20 protein-coding genes are annotated in these 18,113 nt (G+C 55.3%); 11 read left to right on the forward strand and 9 right to left on the reverse strand.

The genetic code is table 11. The annotated features are described in order from the left end of the window. From AN189_RS19295 to AN189_RS18375, 5 genes are all read right to left on the reverse strand, one after another. On the reverse strand, window positions 1–738 hold a 738-nt coding region (locus AN189_RS19295; RefSeq protein ID WP_216597764.1), incomplete at its 3' end, for a 4Fe-4S dicluster domain-containing protein. Next, on the reverse strand, window positions 731–2,443 hold the full coding sequence (locus tag AN189_RS18360; RefSeq protein ID WP_056039558.1) for a hypothetical protein: 1,713 nt from the start codon (window positions 2,441–2,443) through the stop codon (window positions 731–733). The genes AN189_RS19295 and AN189_RS18360, both read right to left, overlap by 8 nt. A 1-nt stretch (window position 2,444) precedes the next feature. Further along, window positions 2,445–2,693, reverse strand: coding sequence for a helix-turn-helix domain-containing protein (locus AN189_RS18365; RefSeq protein ID WP_056039561.1), 249 nt, complete (start codon window positions 2,691–2,693; stop codon window positions 2,445–2,447). A 65-nt stretch (window positions 2,694–2,758) separates the two neighbouring features. Beyond that, the gene (locus AN189_RS18370) at window positions 2,759–3,298 is read right to left on the reverse strand and encodes a recombinase family protein (protein WP_056039564.1); all 540 of its coding nucleotides are present in this window, start codon (window positions 3,296–3,298) and stop codon (window positions 2,759–2,761) included. 151 nt (window positions 3,299–3,449) lie between these two features. Beyond that, window positions 3,450–4,553 carry an STING domain-containing protein gene (locus AN189_RS18375; protein WP_157057576.1) on the reverse strand — a complete coding sequence of 368 codons (1,104 nt, stop codon included), beginning with the start codon at window positions 4,551–4,553 and terminating at the stop codon, window positions 3,450–3,452. 69 nt (window positions 4,554–4,622) lie between these two features. Between AN189_RS18375 and AN189_RS19300 the strand changes: the two genes are divergently transcribed. Then, window positions 4,623–5,732, forward strand: a complete 1,110-nt coding sequence (locus AN189_RS19300; RefSeq protein ID WP_157057577.1) for a hypothetical protein — start codon at window positions 4,623–4,625, stop codon at window positions 5,730–5,732. A gap of 40 nt (window positions 5,733–5,772) precedes the next feature. Here AN189_RS19300 and AN189_RS18385 read toward each other — a convergent pair whose 3' ends face one another. Both AN189_RS18385 and AN189_RS18390 read right to left on the reverse strand, forming a co-directional pair. Beyond that, window positions 5,773–6,168, reverse strand: coding sequence for a hypothetical protein (locus tag AN189_RS18385; RefSeq protein ID WP_157057578.1), 396 nt, complete (start codon window positions 6,166–6,168; stop codon window positions 5,773–5,775). 276 nt (window positions 6,169–6,444) lie between these two features. Then, the gene (locus AN189_RS18390; protein WP_056039573.1) at window positions 6,445–7,329 is read right to left on the reverse strand and encodes an ArdC family protein; all 885 of its coding nucleotides are present in this window, start codon (window positions 7,327–7,329) and stop codon (window positions 6,445–6,447) included. Window positions 7,330–7,813: 484 nt separating this feature from the next. Here AN189_RS18390 and AN189_RS18395 point away from each other — a divergent pair, with 484 nt between their 5' ends. Both AN189_RS18395 and AN189_RS18400 read left to right on the forward strand, forming a co-directional pair. Then, window positions 7,814–8,350, forward strand: a complete 537-nt coding sequence (locus tag AN189_RS18395) for a hypothetical protein (protein WP_056039577.1) — start codon at window positions 7,814–7,816, stop codon at window positions 8,348–8,350. Window positions 8,351–8,442: 92 nt separating this feature from the next. After that, window positions 8,443–8,781, forward strand: a complete 339-nt coding sequence (locus AN189_RS18400) for a hypothetical protein (protein WP_056039580.1) — start codon at window positions 8,443–8,445, stop codon at window positions 8,779–8,781. On the opposite strand, the gene mobQ is transcribed toward AN189_RS18400, so the two are convergent. Beyond that, entirely contained in the window at window positions 8,771–10,054 is a 1,284-nt protein-coding gene (mobQ, locus tag AN189_RS18405; protein WP_056039583.1) for a MobQ family relaxase, read from the reverse strand. The two genes, AN189_RS18400 and mobQ, sit on opposite strands and share 11 nt — an antisense overlap. A gap of 779 nt (window positions 10,055–10,833) precedes the next feature. Here mobQ and AN189_RS18410 point away from each other — a divergent pair. The 8 genes from AN189_RS18410 (at window position 10,834) to AN189_RS18445 (ending at window position 17,824) form a co-directional block, all read left to right on the forward strand. Continuing rightward, window positions 10,834–11,112, forward strand: coding sequence for a hypothetical protein (locus AN189_RS18410; protein ID WP_056039586.1), 279 nt, complete (start codon window positions 10,834–10,836; stop codon window positions 11,110–11,112). Continuing rightward, window positions 11,112–12,788 (forward strand): type IV secretory system conjugative DNA transfer family protein, encoded by a 1,677-nt coding sequence (locus AN189_RS18415; RefSeq protein ID WP_056039589.1) that lies wholly within the window; start codon window positions 11,112–11,114, stop codon window positions 12,786–12,788. Before AN189_RS18410 ends, AN189_RS18415 begins: the two co-directional genes overlap by 1 nt. A 17-nt stretch (window positions 12,789–12,805) precedes the next feature. Next, window positions 12,806–13,357, forward strand: coding sequence for a hypothetical protein (locus tag AN189_RS18420; protein ID WP_056039592.1), 552 nt, complete (start codon window positions 12,806–12,808; stop codon window positions 13,355–13,357). A 225-nt stretch (window positions 13,358–13,582) separates the two neighbouring features. After that, entirely contained in the window at window positions 13,583–14,617 is a 1,035-nt protein-coding gene (locus AN189_RS18425; RefSeq protein WP_056039594.1) for a replication initiator protein A, read from the forward strand. Window positions 14,618–14,728: 111 nt separating this feature from the next. Beyond that, window positions 14,729–15,397 carry a ParA family protein gene (locus AN189_RS18430; protein WP_050686606.1) on the forward strand — a complete coding sequence of 223 codons (669 nt, stop codon included), beginning with the start codon at window positions 14,729–14,731 and terminating at the stop codon, window positions 15,395–15,397. A 479-nt stretch (window positions 15,398–15,876) separates the two neighbouring features. Continuing rightward, on the forward strand, window positions 15,877–16,068 hold the full coding sequence (locus AN189_RS18435; RefSeq protein ID WP_216597765.1) for a hypothetical protein: 192 nt from the start codon (window positions 15,877–15,879) through the stop codon (window positions 16,066–16,068). Beyond that, window positions 16,068–17,045, forward strand: a complete 978-nt coding sequence (locus AN189_RS18440) for a DNA methyltransferase (protein WP_216597766.1) — start codon at window positions 16,068–16,070, stop codon at window positions 17,043–17,045. The genes AN189_RS18435 and AN189_RS18440 overlap by 1 nt, the downstream gene beginning before the upstream one ends. Then, entirely contained in the window at window positions 17,042–17,824 is a 783-nt protein-coding gene (locus AN189_RS18445) for a site-specific DNA-methyltransferase (RefSeq protein ID WP_056039599.1), read from the forward strand. Before AN189_RS18440 ends, AN189_RS18445 begins: the two co-directional genes overlap by 4 nt. On the opposite strand, the gene AN189_RS19530 is transcribed toward AN189_RS18445, so the two are convergent. After that, window positions 17,817–18,113, reverse strand: a 297-nt coding sequence (locus AN189_RS19530) for a hypothetical protein (protein WP_216597767.1), incomplete at its 5' end; no start/stop codon positions are given. The genes AN189_RS18445 and AN189_RS19530 overlap by 8 nt on opposite strands.

Raw genomic sequence — 18,113 nt, forward strand, 5'->3', positions numbered from 1 at the left:
AAACCGATTATGAAGAACGGCTATATCTTCTAGCAAAGCTCTTGGTGATTCCAGTACGTTGGGGCTGGTCTCAATTTCAACCACACCAATTTGGCCGGATCGGAACCTCAGCAACCCGTCCATTCTCACATTGGTGTCGCCCTTTCTTCTTATGTTTGCGGCTACCCCACAGGATAAGAAGATGTTCCTAACAAGCCGAGTCGTTTGGGTATCATTCAGGGTAGCGATAATTTCTGGAAGGTTCGTTAAGAAGTGGCCGCCTGAAGCAGAAAGAGAGCCTTGTTTCTTCGCTTGAGAGTGTGTTGCCCCGGTTTCGGCCGGAACGGTGACGTGATCGAGATCGTCGGTTTCGACCTTAGCTGTGCCATCCACATTGAGTGTGATAGCACCATATGGGCATTGCAATGCACAAAGGCCACAGCCGACGCATCGCTCATTGTCGATCTCGACGGTTTCACCACCTTCTTTCCAGTCAATGGCGTTTACTGGGCAAACTTCTTGGGAAGGATCACCTGGAAATGCACTGAGTTCGCCGCCAAGGTCGAAATTCTGTTCCTTGAGCTCGATGCATGGTGCATCGTGACATCCTAGACATGTAGCGCTTCCGGCTTTTCCACCATCCATGTGCCAGACAGATCGGGTGTTGGGTGAAACGTGAATGGAATCCAGTTTTCCACCTGGTGATAGCAACCGTCCTTGGCGTCCGAGTTCTCTCTTGTGGCGAAGGACATCAGACATTGAGGAATCCTTTCAATTCTGAAAGCTGGTCCTCGGCGACCGACACATCTTCAACAACTGCTTTGAGAGCAAGAAAAGTAAGGGTTTTCAGGTCGAGAACCCCGATTTTGAATCCAAATGCGGCATAAACATCGTCGATAAGCATAGACATGTCGCCTCGTTCGTTTGGTATTTGATAACCAACGACAAGAGTGGAGAGTTCATGACGGGTTTCGAGCCCACCTCTCGATAATAGTATCACTTTATTTTCAATAGCTTGGCGTATTGCCTTTGTTGACAGGAATAGTTCTTCAGTCGGGGACTTGATCTCAATGGGGAGCGCTAAATCGTGAAGCCAAACGCAGGCGTCCCAGCGTTGATAATTGACGCCTGCACGAGAGTAATCGCTTGGAAAGCCCATCAATCGAAAAAGCTGTGTAACCAGTGGGTAGAACAGCGTTTGAGTGTTTTGACGGCGAGATTCTGCGAACGCGGTCGCTGCGGCGTCTAGGGTGGGTGTGGACTGCACAAGCTCTTCAAGTTCGCAGCGCAACCCCACAAGATCCTCATCTGCGTCGTCGGTTTGGGTTTCGACATATTTCGGGGCAACGAACAAGTGCTCTCTTGAGCCACGACCAACTTCGATACCGTCCAACTTTTCTTGAGCGTGCCGTTCCGCAGGCGAAGCATCAGGGGTCGGAAAGATTAAGGATGAGTCTGCGACAGATAGCGACTGGAAGGGGGAGAACAATATTGGTTTTTCGATGGGAACCTGAAGCGCATTCAAGGCGCTATGCACGAGCTCTCGATCTGCGCGCAATTCGGCTTCTACAGATGCCAGATCAAAGCCAGAGCGTTCCATCATGGAGAAATGTGCCTGGCGGGAAAGCGCCCGTTTCTGATCGAAGTTGAGACTGTCAACTTGGTCTGTTCTAAGATCAACGGCATCCAAAAGACTTAATGCACGGGCTTTCCCATGATGGGTTAAGCGATGAATTTCGAACGTCTTTTTTCTGCTTCGGTAGGGCTCTTTGTCTTTTTCTGTCCAGCCAAGATCGCGGAGAACAGCGAGCGGCCACCTGGTGTAGTTGCGCAAGGTGTTGATCTGGATTCCGCGCTCTTCTTTGAGTTCTTCGAGAGCGGATTTTATGTGATCAGGAGTTTCGCGCAGGGCATTAACCTTTGCTGCGAGAGCGGCAAGGGCCTCTGGAGAGCGATCAGTTGAAGCGCTAAGTGGCGCCACAATCATTTCGTCTCTTGAGAGGCCGTCGTTGCAAGTAAGCATGATCTTCAGGATCGTGGCGAATGGTCGGATGTAGTGCTCGCCGCGGAGGTCAAGGACGTGACTCGGGTAGGCAATCCCGAGAACAGTCTCTTCAAGCAGGGGTTGCCATTGGCGACCAGCAGCGACGACTTGTTCACCAAGAAGTGTGAATGTGTAGTTCAGCGCCGATGCTTCTGTTGACCTAAGCCACCCCAATGAGCGGAAGAGTTCCGCATACATCTTTAGCTGGTTGTAGAGCGGGTCGCGGCTGCGATCTTGGCGTGTCGATCGAGCGATTGCCTCACCGCCCATATGTCCCGATGATGTGGCCAGGTTAGCCTCGACGGTAGCTTGTACAATGTTGTCTAAATCAACGACCTGACCTCGGAAACGGTTGAAAGCAGCGGCATAGACTGCCACGAAGTTTGAGAGGGTGGAGCCAGGGTTGGGGAAGCGGAGCATCTCACTTGCCCCCGTTTTTTGCCGAAATATTGGCCAGTAGCTCGGACGGCTCTACATTAAGCGCTTCGGAAATTCGCAGAAGGTTCTTGAAGCCTAAATTGCGCTCACCGCGCTCGACGCCGCCTACGTAAGTTCGATCAAGGCCGCAGGCGTCTGCGAAGCTTTCTTGAGAAAAGCCCCTAGCGCTCCGTAGCTCTCTGATCTTGGACCCAAGCTTCTGTAATTGCGGTGTAAATTTTTGATCGTCCATCAAGCAAAATTGCCTGATCTGACGTCAATGAGTCCACGGACTTTGAGTATCTTTTAGGTGGCTGCTTAGACTCGCCGCACGGTTCTCTCGCTGACCTTGAACAGCCGCGCGATCTCGGAAACGCGGCGTTGTTCATCGTCGCGCATTCGGCGCACTTCGGCTTTCTGGTCAGCTGTGAGAGCGGGGGGGCGACCACCGACCCGCCCCCGCCTACGTGCGAAAGCCAAGCCTTCTCTGGTCCTCTCTGAAATCCGCTCACGCTCGAACTGAGCGATGGAAGCAAATACATGAAACACCAGACGTCCTGCCGGCGTCGTCGTATCGATGTCCTCGGCCAGGGATCGGAAGCCGGCACCGCGTTCCCGGATCGCCTCTACGATCTCCAAAAGGTCCTTCAGAGACCGCGCCAGGCGGTCATACTTCGTGACCGTCACAACGTCGCCGTCGCGGAGCTGCTCCAGCATTCGGTCCAGTTCCGGTCGGGCGCGCCTCGATCCGCTGATCTTGTCAGCGAAGACCTTCTCGGCACCGGCTGCCGAAAGGGCATCCGCCTGTGAATCCAGGCTCTGGCCGTCAGTGCTGACGCGGGCATATCCGATGATCATGCTCTACTGTGACAAAAACCTGCCAAAACCGCAAAGGTTTTGCCGGGGGTTTTTGTCCTAGCCAAGCGATTGATCGTGGGCAGGGTAGGGGATGCGGACAAAAACGACCGTTTTTGACCGCTCACAACTACCGCCGTGCAGTCACATCACACTAATCCGGAACTTCGAAACGTGTATCAAAGTCATCCGGTATTTCACGTCCGAGAGATACAAGGACCATTCGTATGAAGTCTTTGATAGTTGCAACATCAAGCCGCCGCGAAAGGCTCCCTGGGTAGTCCTGAGGCAAACGGGCAAGCGTTGCCATAAAATCGTCAATCATACGTTGTTCAAATTTCTGTACCGCTGCATTGGCTGCGTCAGTCTTGGCACGCTCAGCCATAAGCCGGATACGTTTCATCCGGGGCGACTTATTCTGTGCGGCTAGCGGGGCAGGGGTATCGAAGAGATACCCCCCAGCCCGAAAAACAAGCATCTTTCCACGAGCCTGCTCCCGATCTTGATAAACCTTCCCATCGCGTTCGCCAATTAGCTCTACGTCGATATCAAAGCTCTTGAGCTTCCGTTGAACAAGCTGAGACAAGCCCTCGGCCTCTTCCAGATCGCGAGGTCTAATAACAACCATCTTGGAAACTTCGTCCTCGATGAAATCAAACACACCACCATTGGCCTTGAGTATATGCCGCATGAAGTTGTGGAAGTAGCCAGTCGCCAAGCCGGTCGATGCTGATGCCTCGACAAGCGGCAGCCCGTAGTACTCGCTCATTGGGTTAGCCGCAGGATTCATGCCAGCATCATCTCCGAAAATTACTGTTTTGATCATCGGCAATAATTTCGCAAAAAGTACTTCTTCCTCAAAGCTCTCGACTACAGCTTGGTACGTGCCTTGAAGGTAGAATGATGACTGCGGGTTACCGTCCTTATCCGTCATAACAACCGGGATTGTTGGAATGCCGAGGGCATGCAACATCGCCAGCTCGTACATAACACTTGGACTACCCGCCGAAACATCCATGATCCCCAGCTCCGCGGTGTCGAGGATACCGAACACTCGGCTGGTGATCATTCCGCTATCATCAAGCTCTGGTGTATAGATTTTGATGTTAGGGGCCCCATTTTGTTGGACAATTTCGTTTGCCGCCCGCTCTACAGCTGCCTTGAGTCGCTGGATATGGTCTGCAAAAGGAAGACCATGAGCGTCCTGTTGTGTGCCGCCCATCGGTCCACCGATGAAGATATCAAAAGGTTCTCGCATAATCAGACCTTACTCGGCTAGGGTGTCATCAAAGAGACCAACTTAACATACAGACTAGAGTACTCTTCCATGTCATCCAAACCAAATTCGGACATTGGCCTGAATCCGGGCGACGAGGACTACCTCAGAGAGCAGTTTCCCAAAATGGCCGAAATTTTCATCTGGCCGGAGCTTACTACAGCATTCAAAAACCACGAAAATGAAGCTCTAGAAAAAAAGTCATCTTCGAGACGCAATAGTTTCTACGCCATTGTGTTCATGGTGCTATCACTATCAACGACAATAACCGCTGCTGCGCCGATCATGACCGAATGGGCCTCTAGACCTGATTGGCTGAGACCGCTCTTAGCAACTGTGTCACTTTTATTTCTCGTTCTATCGGTTTTTCTTGGCAAAGGGATTTTGTTTGGAAGACGACGCGATGCTTGGCTTTATCATCGTTTAGCAGGAGAGCGTTTGAGACATCTTTATTTTCAATTTTTGTTGGAGCATATGTGTGAGGCATGCTCTCAAGGAAGTGTGTCGCAACAAACTGTCATCGGCTCTCGAAAGTCAGCTCTTGCAAGCGTACTTAAGAAAATTTGTGCGCCAGTCTACGTGCAGATCGTTAAAGGGGATACAAACCTGGAAGAAGCGGCGCTCTTGGCCAGAAAAGTAGATTGCGAAGAAGCAGAACTCGATCCAGATAAGCTAGACGAATTCCGAAAGTTTTGGGTGGAATTTCGCTTTAGTTGGCAAATCGGCTACGCCACAGAGCAGGCTGGACGGCGGGCTTCGCCTTTCCCAATATTTGGGTCTCTCGCAGACCAAGAACATACTGTATCTAGTTTAGAATTTATTGCTACTGTGGGGATCATTGCTCTTCAGTGTTTAGCCGTGGCTGCGCAGTTTTTTAGCTCGGATAGCACCGTAGAGAATGCAGTTTTTCTTGCGAGCATCCTAGCGGTGGCTATCGTTGGCCTACAAGCATATCGCGATGGCATGGGGCTGACAGAAGACCTTACTAGAAATCGTGTTTACGCATCGTATTCGGCAAAGCTTCTTCGGGACTATAAGAAAGCCCTACAAAATGAAAGTGTTCAGGCAGAGATGCGGATTATGGCCGAAATGGAAGACTTGGCATATTTTGAAACGCGAGAGTTTTTACATACGCACAGCAATGCGCGTTTTTCACTTTAGTTAGTATCCTAGTATTTGCGCCAAGACTTCGTACCATCTCTTATTCTATCTGAGCCACTGTTTCAAATTTACTGCCAGCCGGGTTGAGGAAGGTGTTCTCGACAGTTAGTCCTGCCTGCACTGCATATTCTTTTACCACACCCACAATTTGATCATGCCGCCTAATCAGCTCGGCGCGGTCGCTTTCATCCGAGTAGGACGGATGAATGTCTTGAAACACTAACTTCATAGGTGGGCTGATTACAAAGCCCCGCTCGTTGAGTAGGCGGAAAGCCTCTATCGCTCGTGCATTATCATCTGGGTTCAAGATAAAGTCCGAGAAAACCATAGATGACTTACTGCCCATAGGACTTGTTACTCTGACGAAAAATCGCTTGGAACCTTCCGCAACAATCTGAAAGGACCAGTCGTCTGTTCGGGCGGTAAGATCGGTCATGATTTACTCCTCGAAGTCGATGCATGAGAGCATCCCACTTCTGACATGTTTGCGCTCCAGAATGTAGAATTTTTTGATGTAGTTGAAGATGCCCTGTCTGGCTTGCTTGCGGGCATTTCATGCCCGTCCGCGCGAAGCGCCGGGCCTGTCGGCGGGTGGCCTTCAGGTTGCCCACCGACAGGTCACCCTGAAACCACCCACCACCCGGATCACACCAGAACGCAAAAGGCCCCCGCCTATCGACGGGGGCCTCGATCATTTCTGCGGTGCGGGCTGTTACTCGGCGGCCATCCGGTCGGCCTGCGCGGTGCGCTCCATGATGTAATCCACGGCTTTCTGCGCCTCGGACCCGGCACGGAAGATCGCGCGGCTGTCTTCCTTCATCGCTTCCAGCCATCCTTCGACATAGGCCGCGCTCTGGTCGAATTCAGGCTCTACCCCGATCTGCGCGCAAAGCATGCAGTTGCCAATCTCCGCGACCAGTTCCTCGAACGCGTAGGCCTTGCGGTCATTGAACCGGCCTAAACGGTCCAGTCGCTTTGTCGCCCCTGTCCAGTGGGTCAGCTCATGCGCCAAGGTGCCGTAATACCCTGCGGCCCGATGAAACGTGCCAATCGGCGGCATGTGGATTCGGTCGGTCTTGATGTTGTAATAGGCGCGCGGCTCCTCGGTCACGTCGATCTGCGCGCCGGTCGCCGCAAAGAACGCCTCCAGCTCAGGGTCGGCCACGGTGCCAAGATCGCGGGGCGGGTCTGGCAGGATGTAGAATTCAGCGGGCAAGCCGTCGATCTGATCGGCATTGAACACACGGTAGGCCTTGGCATAGGGGATCTGGCGTTCTTCGCCGTTCTCGTCCTCGCGCTCGACCGTGCCGTATTTTACGACCGTGGCGGATTTCTCGCCCTTGCGGACATGGCCCCCAAGCTGCTTGGCCTGATTGAACGTCATCCAACGGGCGGAGCTGTAATCCTTGGCCATCGCCGTCGCCCAAAGCATCAGGATGTTGATGCCCCGATAGGCTTCACCGTTGAACCGTTCCGGTAAGCTGACCGATGCCCCGCCCCCGGTCCACGGCTTGCGCCAAGGCGGTGTTCCCGCCTCGATCTGCGCGATGATCTGATTGGTGACATGGGTGTAAACGTCAAACTTCTCTGCGGTCATTTGTGACCCTCCTTCGAGTGACGCGGGCCGGGTCTCTTCCCCTTTCCGCCGATGGGCGGGCCTTCCTTCTCTGTTGTCTGGAATGCCCATGCATTCCGGACGGCAGAGCAGGTAAGGGCAAAGCCCGTCCTGCGGCCTGGCGGGGACGTGACAACCGGGTGGAGGGCGTGAATTTGGGAGGGAACCGCGCGCATGCGCGTGGGAGGAACCGGAATTCTCGACCGGAACCGACGCCGCAGGCGGCGCTTGCCGGTTTTCTCGGACCTGCCGGGATGGCAGGCGGATCAACAGGATATGGAAGCTGTCAGGGTTGGGGTGAGCGGACGCTAGTCCGTCGATCCCCTGCCCTGGCTACCACTCAGAGCGAGACCGGCACCCAGCCGGGATCACTGAATTCTATCAGCTTTACAGGCGTGAACCGAAGCGAAGGGCGGTCATAATCTTTTCAAAGTCTTAGGGTATTGTTCTGGGACAGGAGTTTCAAATGACAGCCGACGTACTAGGGCCAGACAACGCATTTTGGATTGATGGCGAATGGCTTGGTTGGGATAGCATTATCGACCCAGAAGAAACCAATTACAGCCGTCTCGCTGAACTTGAGCGCGAGGCTGAACTACGCCTTAAGTACCCGAACGCTGATCCAACTTTGGTTCCGTACTTTCAGGACCTGCTGACGCTTGCAGAGGCCTATTTCTGTGACACTGGACAGCACCTCAACGTCTACGGCGACATTGGTGAACTTTTCGGTGCGATCATGTATGGAATCAAACTTCACAAAAACCATGCCCAAGGCTCCGATGGTAGATTGGGAAACGACTTCGTTGAAATCAAAACAATCTCGCCGATCAACAGCAAAGAAAAGACCAGCGTGCGTCTCGACAGGCATTTCAGCAAACTGCTCGTCGTAAAAATTGACGATGACTTTGAAGTTTCGGGACGCCTCGTAAAGCGGGCCAACTTGCCAAAAAGGGCGGGCAACAGTCTCCGGCTATCATGGGCAAACATGCCCGAAGCCAACTGATCTGAAAATGCATGCCTCTCCAATAATATACTATTGAACGCATTGCTGAATTCCGCCACACTGAGACATTCTCTCCTTTCTCAGTTTATGCGATGAACCAAACGACTGAACTCGAACTCAACGTGACTACCGAACAAGGCCTTCGGGCGCTTGCCGAGGAGGGGCATACGGTCGAAGTGCTGTGTAAAGCCGATCCTGAACGCAAAGGACCAAGCTGGTATGGTCTATGGATCATGCGGACGGTCGGAAACGATGGACAGGAGAAAATCCTTGTCACAGCCAGGACGCGCGTGACGCAGAACGCAATCAGAGTGCGCGAGTTCAAGACGGCAACTGGCGTTATTTCGTTCCTTGTCGGTATTGGGTTCGCACAGGCGAGCATTCCTATGAAGAACGGGGAAACGACCTCGCATCGCCTCGTCAGTGACTGAGGCCCGGATCGCGGTCGATGTCCCGATCCTTCTCGACCTCCTGATCCTTCTCCTGGTCGCGCTCGTCCTCAATCTCCAGCTTCTCACGCGGTTTGTTCAGCACGTCTTTCAGGCGCTCGTTGACGGACGGCTTGCGCGCCTCGCGCCCTGTGTGTTCGCGCATGTCATACTCGCTGTGACCGTCCAGCTTGTGAACCACCGCCTGGCCATCGCGCCCGGCGTCTTTCTCCATGATCTCTTTCAGCCGCTCCCGCGCATAATTGCGGCCTTCCGGCTTCGGCGTGTCGTCCTGGTCCCGTGACTGGCCCACGACACGCGCCAGACGCTCTCGGAAGTCTTCAGGGTTTCGGTCGCGATCTTTCGCGGTTGCAGCCCTGAGTGCTGCCAGACCGGCAGAGACGCGGCCCTGCCCGGCCTCGCGCTCGATGCCGTAGGTCTCACGCGCCAGTTCCAACCGCGCGCGCATTTCGCGGAACGCGGCACGGGCCTGGCGAGCGGCATGGACGACAGCGCCACGTTCGGTGACGGGTTTGTATTCCCGGCCCTGGCGCTCGGCCATCGCCTTGGCCCGGCGTTCCATGGAGTTGGCGGCTGGCCCGAGCTTCAGCTCTGGATCGCGGTCCAGCTCCTCAGCGGAGAGTTGATCACCTCGCTCCAGCGCCGCCTCGCGCTGCGCCTCAAGCGACCGATGATCGACCCGCTCCACCTCCCCTGCCCGCTCCAAAGCGCGGTTCTGCAACTCGGCCCAAAGGCCGCGCATCTGCTCGATCTCGACGCCACCGGTCTTGGCGGAATCGAGCACACGGGTTTTGGTGGTGAAGCCGTCGGCTTCCAGCTTGCGGGTGGAAGTCAGGACATGGGCGTGATGGTTGCGCTGATCGCCCTCGTGGTGCGGCGCATGGATCGCCACATCGACGGCCACACCGTAGCGGCTGACCAGCTCCTGGGCGAAGTCGCGGGTGATCTGGGACCGGTCCTCGGCGCTGATCTCGGAGGGCAGGGCCAGCTCCCATTCGCGGGCGGTGACGGAGTTGCGGCGAGTCTCGCTGGCCTCAACCTCGTTCCAGAGGCGCGAGCGATCCCTGGCCCAATCCGGCGCGTCCTTCGGGGTCAGGATGAAGGTCTCCTCGATGCCCTGCTTGCGGGTGTAATCGTGGACGCGGCCTTCACGCTGGCACTCGATGCGCTCCCCGACACGGTAGGCCGCTGCCGCCGTGGCAGAGCGCCCGGCGCTGCGTTTGATCGTCTTCACAGAGAGGTGGTAGCTCGCCATCAGCGCACCCCTCCATTGAGACGGAAACGCGTTGGCCGCATCGCGCCAGGCACCGGCGTTCCGTCTGGCTCTTGGCTCGTGACAAGAGCCAAGATGGTGGTGCATGATGAGGTTGAAGCCTGTCCTGTGTCTCTCGTGAACGGGGCAGTCTTCAACCTCCCTGTTGGGCGCAAGCCGGGGGCTTCGGAACATCGTGTTCCGGAGCCGTCGAGGTGGTGCGCAACCGTCTTTTCCCCGATGGATCGCGCCCCGCCCCGGCGCGATACGAGTGGAAAAGACGGCCCGAACGAAGGGGTGCATCGCACCTCTGAGGCGCGGGCTTGCCAGTGATCTGCCCCCAGATCCCCAGCCTCGTGGGGGGCGGGATATGGGGACAGTTCACTGGCGGTTTGCCGGGAGCAAACCCGGTTCGTGTCGGCACCGTCAGGTCCGACGACACGAACCTCCCGCAAGGGAGACGCCAGCGGCAGCCCGGCCCCCGCGGTGGGCAGGTAGGCGAGACGCTGGCGCGACCTTGCGGGACGCGATCCAACCGCCGAGGTTGGTTCTGGAGGGTTTGGGAGGGCGAAGGCACCTCCCATTCCGGCGCGCATTGCGTCGGACGGAGTTCGCCATCGGCTGAGGCCCCGCCTCAAGGAGATCGCACGCAAATCTCGGAACCACAGGTGGAGAGTTTGCATAAGTGCGCCCTTGTCCTTTACAGGCCTACGGGTAAGCGCTATCGCTGGTTGTGGCAAGCCTAACCTTTACACCTGCCTTCTTTGAAGTGGATTCCCGAATTGACCGAGACTGAGCTTGAACGCGCCGAGAAACGCTATGCCCAGGCCAAGGCCCGTCTGCAGGCCCTGAAGAACCGGGAAGCCACCAGACAGCGCAAGCTGGATACACGCCGCAAAGTGATCCTGGGCGGGGCGCTCATGGACCTGGCGGAACGGGATTCCAGCGCTGCCGCCATGCTCGACCGGCTGATCCGCAACCTGTCCCGTGAACAGGACCGCAAAGCCTTCGCGGAATGGGATGCCCCCTCCCCTGCCCCAAGCGATGACGGTGCAACCTGATGCGGAGCCTGATGCTCGTCTTCGGGGGTCTGTTCCGCTTCTTCGGCCGGTTGATCTTCACGCCCATCCTGTTGGGCTGGTTGATCGGAGCGATGGCCTTTGGGGCGATGCTCGGCTCACTGGTGGCCACGCCGTTCATCTTCGCCTTCTTTGATCAGACGCCCGGCGAAAGTGCCTGGCAATGGCTGGTCTTTGGTCCCTTCATGTTCGTGGGTGCTGTCTTCGGGTTCCAGTACTGGCGCATGGCCTCCGGGGCTGATGCCTATTTCGGACTGACCGGTGACAGTCATGGCTCGGCGCGGTTTGCGAACCGGAAAGAACTGAAGAAGCTGGAGCGGGGCAAAGGACATGAAGATGCCGGTCTTTTGATCGGGCGCAACCCGCACACAGGGCGGCTCTTGCGCTATGACGGCCCGGCCCATCTGATCACCCTCGCCCCGACACGGGCCGGGAAAGGCGTCGGCACCGTGATCCCGAACCTGCTGGCGGCGGAGCACTCGGTTCTGGTGATCGACCCCAAGGGCGAGAACGCCCGGATTGCCAGGGAAGCCCGGCGGCGGTTCGGAACGGTCCACGTCCTCGATCCCTTTGAGGTCAGCGGCCATCCCTCTGCGGCCTACAACCCTCTCGACCGGTTGACCCCGGGCAGCCTCGATCTGGGCGAGGATGCCGCCTCCCTGACAGAGGCGCTGGTCATGGACCCGCCGGGTCAGGTGACGGAGGCGCATTGGAACGAGGAGGCCAAAGCCATCCTCGGCGGGCTGATCATGTTCTGCGTCTGCCACGAAGATCGCGACCGCCGGTCGCTCGCCACCGTCCGGGAATATCTCACCCTGCCCCCGGAAAAACTCCGGGCGCTGTTGGAGCTGATGCAGGAAAGCGACGAGGCGGGCGGGTTGATCGCCCGCGCAGCCAACCGCTTCCTTGGCAAGGCGGATCGGGAAGCCGCCTCGGTTCTGTCAAACGCGCAACGCCATACGCACTTCCTGGACAGTCCACGGATCGCGAAGTGTCTGGCGCGCTCGGACTTCGCCTTCTCCGATCTGCGCCACCGGATCACCTCCGTCTTCCTCGTGCTGCCACCGAACCGGATGGACGCCTACAGCCGCTGGCTGCGCCTTCTGGTCTCTCAGGCTCTCCAGGACATTGCACGGGACGCTGAGGCCCTGACGGCCACCACAGGCGCTCAGAGCGCATCTCAGAGGCTTTCGTCCCCCACCCTCTTCCTCCTCGATGAATTCGCCGCTCTTGGCCGTCTTGAGGCCGTAGAGCGCGCCATGGGGCTTATGGCAGGCTACGGGCTTCAGCTCTGGCCGATCCTGCAGGACATGAGCCAGCTCAAGGACCTCTATGGCGAACGTGCAGGCACCTTCATCGCCAATGCCGGGGTGCAACAGGTCTTCGGGGTGAATGATTTCGAGACGGCCAAGTGGCTGAGCCAGATGATCGGACAGGAAACCGCTGGGTTCCAGACCGACAGCTTCAAGCCAGGCGATGGCCCCAGCTTCTCAAATAACCTCACGGGCCGCGATCTGCTGACCCCCGATGAAATCATGCAGCTTCCCCCGGATCGCCAGCTCCTGCGCGTCCAGGGGCAGGCCACCGCCGTCGCGCAAAAGCTGCGTTACTACGCCGATCCTGAATTTGCTGGGCTGTTCACGCCAGACGCCCGATAACCTGAAAGCAATTCGCCATGTCTGATACACCTGCCTCCCCTGCCCCGCTCTCGGACGATGATCTGCGCGAGACGCTTGATCTTCTCGCCACGGCTGTCGCCAGCATCTCGGATCGGGTGGACGATCAGACCCGTGTGCTCGACCGTGTGAACAAGACGGCGACGAAAGCCCGCTCTGCCGCCTTCGCAGCGCAAAAGCAAACCGACCCGGAACACTACGGTGAGATTGTCGGCGCAACCATCGATGGCAGGATCGGCGACACCCTGACCCGTGTTAGTCAGATGGCCGGTGATCTGCTCCGGGCCTCCAACCATACCCAGGAAGTTCTCAGGAAAACCGAACAGGCAAAGTCGGACACCATGCGCCAGCTTTGGGAACGGGAACAAAAGCTGGATCGCTTCAAAAGCCGTCTTCCATGGGTAGGTCTGGGTGCTGTCGTTCTGGCTCTTGTCCTGACGGTGACGCTTCCTCGTTTCTTAGCCAGCAACGCTTCCATGTGCGCTGTCCTAGGAGCGTCTTGGACCACGACGACCACGGGTGTCGATGCTTGTGTGTTCTACCAACGGTGAGCGGTGATGCGCTGGTAGTGATCGGTTCAGCCTGAGAAGCTGGGTGTTATATATGTGTTAGAATCTGTGTTACGATGCTTCAAAATAGGCTTAGAGTTTTGAAAAATAATAGAATTTCTTGATAGCCGGTAACTAATAACACGAATCTCGGTAACTAAAATCCTGCTTTCGGTAACTGATAACACGAATCTTGACTGCGGTAACTAAAACCACGAATGTCGACTCATGGTAACTGATAACACGAATACTCTCGCCCCGCTGCTGCCGGATCGCCATCCGCAACATGATCTGTTCATCTGTGATGTGGCTGACGCCGTCCTGAAGGACGTCATGCAACACATGGAGCATCCGTTTTATTCCCTCTCAAAGAAACCTGAGACGACGATCAAGCGCTATGAGAATGGCGATAAGTGGCTGCAGATTACGCCGAGTGTGAAGGGCTTGGCGACGATCTACGACAAGGACATTCTGATCTACTGTATCAGCCAAATCATGGCGAAGCTGAAGGAGGGCGAAGCCGTTTCGCCCCGTGTCCGGATTAACTCCAGAGAGCTGCTGATTTTCACAAACCGGGGTACAAGTGGCCGGGAATACCAGTCCCTGCTCGATGCCCTTGATCGCCTTGAAGGTACGCGGATCAGGACAAACATTGTCACTGGCGATGAAGAGCAAGTCGATGGATTTGGCCTGATCGACGCTTCTTCGATCCGCCGAAAGCACGGTTTGGACGGGCGTCTCTTATGGTGTGAAGTGAAGCTGTCAGACTGGGTTTTCAACGCAATCCGGAACGAAGAGGTACTGACTCTCCACCGGGACTACTTCCGCCTGCGCAAGCCCATTGAAAGACGGGTGTACGAAATCGCCCGGAAGCATTGCGGGCAGCAGAAAACCTGGCGTATCACGCTGGCCAAGTTGCTGCTTAAGACCGGGTCGCAAAGCCCACAGAAGCGCTTTCGGCAGATGATCCGGCAACTCGCAGAGCATGACCATTTGCCAGATTACCATGTTACCTTTGAAGATGAAGCTGACATGGTGGTGTTCACTAATCGCGGCACGATGGCCCCTGCCCAGCTTGTTGAAGGCAGTATTCCACCGCTGCAGTCCGATACCTACGAAGAAGCGCGCAATGCAGCGCCCGGTTGGGACGTTCGTTTCCTGGAACGAGAGTGGCGTGACTGGTGTGTTGAGCCGCCCCGCAACGCTGACCGCGCTTTCATTGGGTTCTGCCGAAAGTGGTTTGAGAAGCGAGGCAGGCCCTGAGATTAAAAACCGGTTATAGAAATAAAACCGGTAATGGATTTAATTCCGGTGTTGGATTTATTTCTGGTATGAGATATAAAACCGGTAACAACTAAATGGCAGGATCGAGCAATGCCCGTCATCGTTATGGCAAGCCCCAAAGGTGGGGTTGGAAAATCGACATGCGCCGTTCTTCTGGCGTCTGAGTTCGCCCGCATGGGCGCGGATGTCACGGTGCTTGACTGTGACCCGAACAAGTCTCTTACCCGGTGGGCATCTCATGGCGCGCCTTCCGGTGTGACCTTGAAGAGCGATGTTGGTCGGTCAGAGATCGTTCCGACCATCCGGAGCGCGGATGGTGACGGCAAGATCGTCATTGTGGACCTCGAAGGGGTTGCCTCACAGCTCGTCAGTCGCGCCATCTCCCAAGCGGATTTGGTGATTGTCCCGATGCAGCCGACAGCGCTGGACGCGGAGATCGGCTCCGAAGCGTTGGCGTTGGTTCGCGAAGAGGAAGAAGCGCTTGGGCGGTCAATCCGGCATGCTGTGGTGCTGACCAAGACCAGCGCAGCCGTCAAAAGCCGCGTCCAGAAGGAGTTGGAAGAACAGCTCAGTGGGGCCGGGATCGACGTGATCGAGCCGTCCCTAGTCGCGCGCGCTGCGTTCTCGGAACTGTTCGCTTATGGGGGCGATCTGACAGCGATGATGAACGACCCGGAGATGGTTACGGGTGGCAAGGTAGATAAGGCGTTGGCAAACGCTCAGGCATTCACGGAGGCGGTTTATGAGCGGCTCAAATAGGCTTGCGGGGCTGACAGCCCGTCCGAAAGGGACGACCGTTGAGGATGTCCGGCGCGTTGATGAGGTTGGAGAGGCGAGGGGGTTCCTAGACCGTACCCCCCGCAAGAAGCCTGGGCGCAAACCCAGCCCACGAACTTGGCAACTTCACCCTAAAGTGTTTCCCGAAGTAGGAGAGGCTATAGCCGTTGAAGCGGAGAGGCTTGGCATCACGCAAGGACAACTCGTTGAACAGATGTGGGAAAGCTATCTCAAAGCCCGATAGTAACTCAGTCTCACTCAAATAGTGCAACAGTCTTGGCGCGTTGTATTCATTTCGCTTCTCACTGCCGGGCTCTTCGACCCCTTAGCGATCAAAGCCAAGAACATGGTCATGGTCGCTAGGGTAAAACTATCTAAGAAAGTTTGACCTATGGGGAAGAACATGACATGAACATGAATCAAAGTGCAGCAAAATGCTGCATAGTGAGGCAGAGTTCAAAATGAGCAAAAATCACCGCATATCCATCGGTCTTACCGATCAAGAGTTCGACGATTTGCAGAAAATCGCAGAGGCACATCGTGTGTCGCTCGCTTGGGTAGGTCGCCAGGCGATTTCAGAGTTTCTCGCCGCTTACCAGGAAAACAAAAACCCGTCGCTTCTCCCACTTCGTGAAGCGCAGAAAGGACAATAATGAAAACTACAAACACTGCGCATGACGATGTTATGGAAGCTCTCGACGCAGAGCTCGCAAAAGAAGATCAGCCTAAAGTCGATCCCCGAAACAAACTTAATGAGCTGACTGCGAAAGAGTGGATTGTAGAGACAATTTCAGTATGGAACCAAAGAGGCTTAGGGGCAGGGCACCCTGATGCCAAGATTGAACGCCAACACCCCGCACCATTTTCTTTTACAGATGTAGGCCGCTTGATCCGCTACTTTACTAAGAGCGGTCAGACTGTCCTTGACCCTTTTGTGGGAGTTGGCTCGACACTGAAGGCGTGTGCAGTTGATCGCCGAAAAGGTATAGGGATTGAGCTGAACCCGCAGTTCGCGGAGCTTTCTCGTGAGCGGTTGGACACTGAAATCGGGGATATGCTTTCAACGGTAGAGGATCAGCGGATTCTTGAAGGAGATGCCCGAGACGTTCTTCCGACCATCGCGGATGAAAGTGTAGATTTTGTTGTCACATCTCCACCGTATTGGTCGATCCTGAAGAAAGAAGATCATAAGGTTCGCCAAGAAAGACTAGCCAACGGGTTGTCGAAAGACTACGGGGACGATCCCCGAGATTTGGCGATGATCGAAGATTATGAAGAGTTTCTAGAGGAGCTCACACGTCTCTTCGGGGAATGCGCCAGAACTCTGAGATCTGGAAAGTACATGGCAATCATTGTCAGCGACTTCAGAGATAAATCTCGCTACATAATGTTCCATGCTGATCTTGCTCGTTCTCTTGAAAAAGTCGGGCTGGAGATGCGGGGGCTCAAAGTGCTCTATCAGCGACACAAGAAAGTGTTCCCGTATGGATACCCGTATTCTTACGTCCCCAATATCCACAACCAATACATCTTGATCCTTCAGAAACCAAAGAAGGCTGAGCCGAAACCTAAAAAGACCAGGAAAACAGCTGCGAAGAAAGACGTTTCGGCCAAGGCTAAGGGGAAATGATGGAAGAAAAGATCGTAAATGGCGATTGTATAGAAGGCATGAACGCACTGGATGAAGGCTCGTTCAACCTTATCATCGCCGACCCACCGTACAACTTGAGCAAAGATTTCGGAGTATACAAAGAGGACGAGAAGAAGGCTGAGTGGAAGGATTGGTCGCGCGAGTGGTTAGCATCGGCGCACCGTGTGCTTTCTGATCATGGAAATATTTTTGTCTATGGCATCCACCATCATCAGTGCTGGATTCAATGCATCATGTATGAGCTCGGATATGTCTATCGACGGCAGATCATTTGGCACTATGAGAATGGATTTGCTGGCTATGGAAAGCGTTCTTTGAATGCATGCTACGAACCTCTTCTCTGGTTCTCGAAAACCAAGAGTGACTATATTTATCATGAAGTTAGAGAGCCATATAAGAGCCAGGATAGATTGAAGCATAAGATTACTAAGAATGGTAAGGTCTGGACACCACATCCTGACGGTCGGATGGCAGGCGATGTCTGGAATTTTCCGGTGCTAGCTGGTCGTAGGTTCAGAGATGAAAAGGTAGACCATCCGACACAAAAACCGCTTTCGATCTCTCGACGGCTAGTTAAGCATTTTTCCAACCCTGGCGACACGGTGCTTATACCGTTTGTAGGTAGCGGCAGCGAGTGTGTCGCGGCGAAACTCGAAGGCCGTGGCCATGTCGGTTTCGAGCTGAATAGCGATTATGTAGAGATAGCCAATGGGCGTTTGCGGGAGGTTGACCTAGACCTCGCCCAAGCGGCTACTTAAACGGGCGATAGGCTCCAAGATAGGGCTCTAGGTCTGGCATTTCTGGTATTAATTCCTTGAGAGATGGTAGAAGGTCTGTTGATCCAGATGTGGTTGTAAACAGATCATCCGGCATTTTCTCAAGGGATCGAAAATGCCATCCGAGGATGAAGAGCGATGCGAGTGTTAGGGATCGGCACTGTATACCGAGGACGTTCTCGATGTCGTCAATTACTTGGTAATACTCCACTCTCACGTTTGGAAATGAGCTGATCACCGAGACCGGCACAATTTCGGTCATGGGAACACC

It is taken from the genome of Loktanella sp. 3ANDIMAR09, from assembly GCF_001420005.1.
Classification (GTDB): domain Bacteria; phylum Pseudomonadota; class Alphaproteobacteria; order Rhodobacterales; family Rhodobacteraceae; genus Loktanella.